Raw genomic sequence first — 5,452 nt, 5'->3', positions numbered from 1 at the left:
CCTCGGTCTTCTCCTCGGCCTTGGCCTCGGACTTCTCCTTCGGCGCGGCGGCGACCGGGGCCGGCTTGGCGGCCTCGTAGAACTCCTCGCGCGGCGTCTCGATCGCGCCGAGCGAGACGACCTCGCGCTTGAGGAACATGCCGAGCGTCCAGTCGGCGAAGACGCGGATCTTGCGGTTCCAGGTCGGCATCGCCATGCCGTGGTAGCCACGGTGCATGTACCAGGCGAGACGGCCCTTGAGCTTGATCTTCATCTTGCCCATGACGATCATCGCCACGCCCTTGTGGAGGCCGAGTCCGGCCACCGCGCCCTTGTTGGCGTGGGAGTAGTCCTTCTGCGGGAAGCCCCGCATGCCGGACAGGACGTTGTCGCCGAGGACGCGGGCCTGCCGCAGCGCGTGCTGCGCGTTCGGCGGGCACCAGGCGTTCTCGTTGCCCGCCTTGCGGCCGACGAGGTCCGGGACCTGGGCGTTGTCGCCCGCGGCCCAGATGTAGTCGGTGCCCTTGACCTGGAGGGTGGTCTCGCAGTCGACGTGGCCGCGGGGCCCGAGGGGCAGGCCGTAGCGGGAGAGGACCGGGTTGGGCTTGACGCCGGCGGTCCAGACGATCGTGTTGGAGTCGACCTCGAGGCCGTTCTTCAGCACCACGTGGCCGTCGACGCAGGAGTCCATGGAGGTGGACAGGTAGACCTCGACACCGCGGCCCTCGAGGTGTTCCTTGCCGTACTTGCCGAGCTTGGGACCGACCTCGGGGAGGATCTTGTCGGCGGCGTCGACGAGGATGAAGCGCATGTCCTCACGGGACACGTTCTTGTAGTACTTCGCCGCGTCCCGGGCCATGTCCTCGACCTCGCCGATGGTCTCCGCACCGGCGAATCCGCCGCCCACGAAGACGAAGGTGAGCGCCTTGCGGCGGATCTCCTCGTCGGTGGTGGAGTCGGCCTTGTCGAGCTGCTCGAGGACGTGGTTGCGCAGGCCGATGGCCTCCTCGATGCCCTTCATGCCGATGCCCTGCTCGGCGAGGCCGGGGATCGGGAAGGTGCGGGAGACCGCGCCGAGCGCGACCACCAGGTAGTCGAAGGGCAGCTCGTACGCCTCGCCCACCAGCGGGGCGATCGAGGCGACCTTGCGGTCCTGGTCGATGCTGGTGACCCGGCCGGTGAGGACCTCCGCCTTCGGCAGCACGCGTCGCAGCGGGACGACGACGTGGCGCGGGGAGATGTTGCCGGCGGCGGCTTCGGGGAGGAAGGGCTGGTAGGTCATGTACGACCGGGGGTCGACGACCGTGACGGTCGCCTCTCCGTAACGCATCTTCTTGAGGATGCGCCGAGCTGCGTACAGGCCTACGTACCCACCGCCTACTACGAGGATCCTGGGACGCTCCGTGGTGCTCATGCCATCGAGTATCCACCCGCTTCAGGGGGGTGGCTCGTGCGCCCCTTCACAAGCTCCGGCAGGGTGTGTGTTATCCTCCGCGGCTCGCGTGATCCATGTCATGGTGACAACCGGGATCCTTTGTGCGTCGTGGACCGTTGTCAATGCCGCGTGAGCTGCCTCTCTGGCCCGATGGGCGGTCCGTGAGGCACCGCCGGAGCCTGGTTCCGAACCCCTTCCCGGGCACCTCCATATCACGCTTCTGAACATGTTCAAGGGCCCGTTCGACCCCCGGGCGGGTCAACCGGGCCCTTGAAGTCGCTCTCGAGTGCCGAATTCCTTGTGAAGAACTTCACGAACTTTCCCGGCGGGCTGTCCCCGGGTGGCCCGGCTGAGCCTCCCGGAGACGCTCAAACGTGATCCATGCCTGCTCAGAAGCGGCTTACGCGACGGACCACGCGATGCCGTCGAGGATGTCGTGCTCGCTGACGACGACCTCCTCCGCGCCGATCCGCTCCATGATCGACAGCAGGACGAGGGCCCCCGCCCCGATCACGTCGACCCGGCCCGGGTGCATGGAGGGCACGGCCGCGCGCTCGGCGTGCGTGGAGCGCAGCAGCCACTCGGTGATCTCGCGGACCCGGTCGTGGGAGACACGGGAGTGGTGGATGGCGGCCGAGTCGTACTCGGGCAGCTCCTGGGCGATCGCCGACACGGTCGTCACGGACCCGGCGAGGCCCACCAGCGTGCGGGCCTCGCGCAGCGGGACCGTCTCCCCGGCGAGGTCGAGGGCGGCCTCGATGTCCGCCCGCATCGCCGCGATCTGCTCCTCGGACGGCGGGTCGCTCACCACCCCGTCCCGGACCAGGTGCCGCTCGGTCATGCGGACACAGCCGATGTCCACCGAGCGCGCCGCGCGCACCCGGTCGTCGCCGACGACGAACTCGGTCGAGCCGCCGCCGATGTCCACGACGAGGTAGGGCTTCGGCAGGTGATCGCGCCCGGCGAGTTCCTTGGTGGCGCCGGTGAAGGAGAACGCGGCCTCCTGGTCCCCGGAGATCACCTCGGGCTCGACGCCCAGGATGTCCAGCACGCCGCGCACGAACTCGTCCCGGTTCTCGGCGTCCCGGGAGGCGGAGGTCGCCACGAACCGCAGCCGCTCCGCCCCGTGCTCCTTGATGACCCCGGCGTACTCGCGGCAGGCCGCGAAGGTCCGCTGGAGCGCCTCGGGGGCGAGCCGGCCGGTGCGGTCGACGCCCTGCCCGAGCCGCACGATCGTCATCCGGCGGTCCAGGTCGGTCAGCTCCCCGGTGGCCGGGTCCGCGTCGGCGACCAGGAGCCGGATGGAGTTCGTACCGCAGTCCACGGCGGCGACACGGGTCACTGGGCGTCCTCCTCGACGGTCGTCACACACGCGCCCTTGCGCCACCACTGGGGCAGCATGGCCAGCGCCTCGTCGCCCAGGGGGTTCACACCCGGCCCCGCGGCCAGCGAGTGGGCCACCAGCACGTGCAGGCACTTCACCCGGTCCGGCATGCCGCCCGCGCTCGGGAAGTTCTTCAGCTCCTCGATCGCGTCACGACGCCGGATGTAGTCCTCGTGCGCCGCCCGGTACGCCGCGGCCAGCTCCGGGTCCGCGGCCAGCCGCTCGGTCATCTCCTTCATCACGCCGTTCGCCTCCAGCGTGCCGATCGCCGAGTTCGCCTTCGGGCACGTCAGGTAGTACAGCGTCGGGAAGGGCGTCCCGTCCGGCAGCCGCGGGGCCGTCTCGACGACGTCGGGCTGCCCGCACGGGCACCGGTGCGCGATCGCGCGCAGGCCCCGCGGGGGCCGGCCGAGCTGCTGCTTGAAGGCCTCGACGTCCGCGTCGGTGGGCTCGGTGCGCGGGGTGGTCGGCGGGGGCGTTTCCATGACTGTGTTCAGGCTGTCTTTCTGGGTTCAGGTCACTGGCTGGGGTCCGGGTTCACTGGTCGGAGGCGTCGGCCTTGTCGACCCCGTCCCAGACGTTCGAGTACCAGGGGCGGTCGGCCGCCCCGAGGTCGGAGTGCGACTGCTTCGCCGCGTGCGGGTCGACGACGATGAACCCCGTCTCCCCCGGCATGACGTAGTGCAACCGCTGCCGGATCTGCTGCTCCGCGTACGCGTCGTCCTGCCAGCGCGCCTTCTGGTCGCGCAGCCGTTCGACACGCTGCCGGGCCTGCTGCTGTTCGCGCTGGAGGTCGTCGATCTCGGCGCGCTGCGAGACGTACTCCCGCATCGGGTAGGCCAGGGCCACGATCAGCGAGCACATCACCAGGGCGAGCAGCGCGGCCCGGCCGGTCAGCCGGGAGCGGCGCGCCTGGCGCTTGGTCTGGGAGCGGTAGACCCGGGCCGCGGTCTGCTCGCCGAGCAACCGGATCCTGGTCGCGGTGGAGAACCGGTCCCGGTCCTTCACGGCCATGTCTGTCCGCCTCCCGCTCCGCCGTCATACGCGCGTACGTCCCCGGACACGGTACGGGACCGAGTACGGGGACGTACGTACGACGCTGCTACTTACGGGCCGGGTCAGCCCTTGAAGCGCGGGAACGCGCTGCGGCCGGCGTACACCGCGGCGTCGTCGAGGATCTCCTCGATGCGCAGGAGCTGGTTGTACTTGGCGACGCGCTCGGAGCGGGCCGGGGCACCGGTCTTGATCTGGCCGCAGTTGGTGGCGACGGCCAGGTCGGCGATGGTGACGTCCTCGGTCTCGCCGGAGCGGTGGGACATCATGCACTTGAAGCCGTTGCGCTGGGCCAGCTCGACGGCGTCCAGGGTCTCGGTCAGGGAGCCGATCTGGTTGACCTTGACCAGGAGCGCGTTGGCCGCGCCCTCCTCGATGCCGCGGGCCAGGCGCTCGGGGTTGGTGACGAACAGGTCGTCACCGACGAGCTGGACCTTGTCACCGAGCTTGGCGGTGATGGTCTTCCAGCCCTCCCAGTCGTCCTCGAACAGCGGGTCCTCGATGGAGACGAGCGGGTACGCGTCGACGAGCTCCGCGTAGTACTCGGTCATCTCGGCCGCCGAGCGCTCCTTGCCCTCGAAGGTGTAGACGCCGTCCTTGTAGAACTCGGACGCGGCGACGTCGAGCGCCAGGGCGATCTGCTCGCCGGGGGTGTAGCCGGCCTCGTTGATCGCCTCGAGGATGAGGTCGAGGGCCTCGCGGTTGGAGCCGAGGTTCGGGGCGAAGCCGCCCTCGTCGCCGAGGCCGGTGGCCAGGCCCTTCGACTTCAGGACCTTCTTCAGCGTGTGGTAGACCTCGGCGCCCCAGCGCAGGGCCTCGGAGAAGGACTCCGCGCCTACGGGTGCGATCATGAACTCCTGGATGTCCACGTTGGAGTCGGCGTGCGAGCCGCCGTTCAGGATGTTCATCATCGGCACCGGCAGCAGGTGCGCGTTGGGACCGCCCAGGTAGCGGAACAGCGGCAGGTCGCTGGCCTCGGAGGCGGCGTGGGCGACGGCGAGGGAGACGCCGAGGATGGCGTTGGCGCCGAGGGAGCCCTTGTTGTCGGTGGCGTCCAGGTCGAACATGGCCTGGTCGATCAGGCGCTGCTCGGTGGCGTCGTAGCCGACGAGCTCCGGGCCGATCTGCTCGATGACCGCGAGGACGGCCTTCTCCACACCCTTGCCGAGGTAGCGGTTCGAGTCGCCGTCGCGCAGCTCGATGGCCTCGAAGGCGCCCGTGGAGGCGCCGGACGGGACGGCGGCACGGCCGGTGCTGCCGTCGTCGAGGCCGACCTCGACCTCGACCGTGGGGTTGCCTCGGGAGTCCAGGATTTCCCGGGCTACGACGACGTCGATGGACGGCACGAGCATCTCCTTCTTCATGTGACGCGGGTACGCGGGCCGCGTGGACCCGGCGAGGCGCGGGCCGCGGTGGCTCGCGACATGAGCCTAACCGGCTCCGGGCGATCGGCCACCGGGTCGCCCACCCCATGGACAGAACCGAGAGTAAATTGTTTCCGAACGGAACAAAGCCGGTTCGCCAAGACCGGCAGAAAAAGACCGGCAGAAAAAACCCCGCCCCGGTGCGTCTCCCCCCGTACGCACCGGGGCGGGGTTTTT

At 69.8% G+C, this 5,452-nt stretch carries 5 protein-coding genes; all 5 read right to left on the bottom strand.

What is annotated here, in order from left to right; translation table 11 throughout:
* Window positions 1-1,393: NAD(P)/FAD-dependent oxidoreductase (locus CCL05_RS37150; RefSeq protein ID WP_086565045.1), on the bottom strand; the 1,393-nt coding region annotated here is incomplete at its 3' end.
* 421 nt (window positions 1,394-1,814) lie between these two features.
* Window positions 1,815-2,756 (bottom strand): Ppx/GppA phosphatase family protein, encoded by a 942-nt coding sequence (locus tag CCL05_RS37145; protein WP_086565043.1) that lies wholly within the window; start codon window positions 2,754-2,756, stop codon window positions 1,815-1,817.
* On the bottom strand, window positions 2,753-3,283 hold the full coding sequence (locus CCL05_RS37140; RefSeq protein WP_086565042.1) for a DUF501 domain-containing protein: 531 nt from the start codon (window positions 3,281-3,283) through the stop codon (window positions 2,753-2,755). The genes CCL05_RS37145 and CCL05_RS37140 overlap by 4 nt, the downstream gene beginning before the upstream one ends.
* 52 nt (window positions 3,284-3,335) lie before the next feature.
* Window positions 3,336-3,812: an FtsB family cell division protein gene (locus CCL05_RS37135; RefSeq protein WP_086565041.1), complete on the bottom strand. Its 477-nt coding sequence runs from the start codon at window positions 3,810-3,812 to the stop codon at window positions 3,336-3,338.
* Between the two features lie 104 nt (window positions 3,813-3,916).
* Window positions 3,917-5,197 (bottom strand): phosphopyruvate hydratase, encoded by a 1,281-nt coding sequence (gene eno, locus CCL05_RS37130; RefSeq protein WP_086565044.1) that lies wholly within the window; start codon window positions 5,195-5,197, stop codon window positions 3,917-3,919.
* Window positions 5,198-5,452 lie beyond the last annotated feature (255 nt).

The organism is Streptomyces africanus (genome assembly GCF_002150735.1).
Classification (GTDB): Bacteria; Actinomycetota; Actinomycetes; order Streptomycetales; family Streptomycetaceae; genus Streptomyces; species Streptomyces africanus.
Note: the sequence above shows the minus strand (reverse complement) of the source record. Positions and strands in the feature narration are given on the sequence as shown.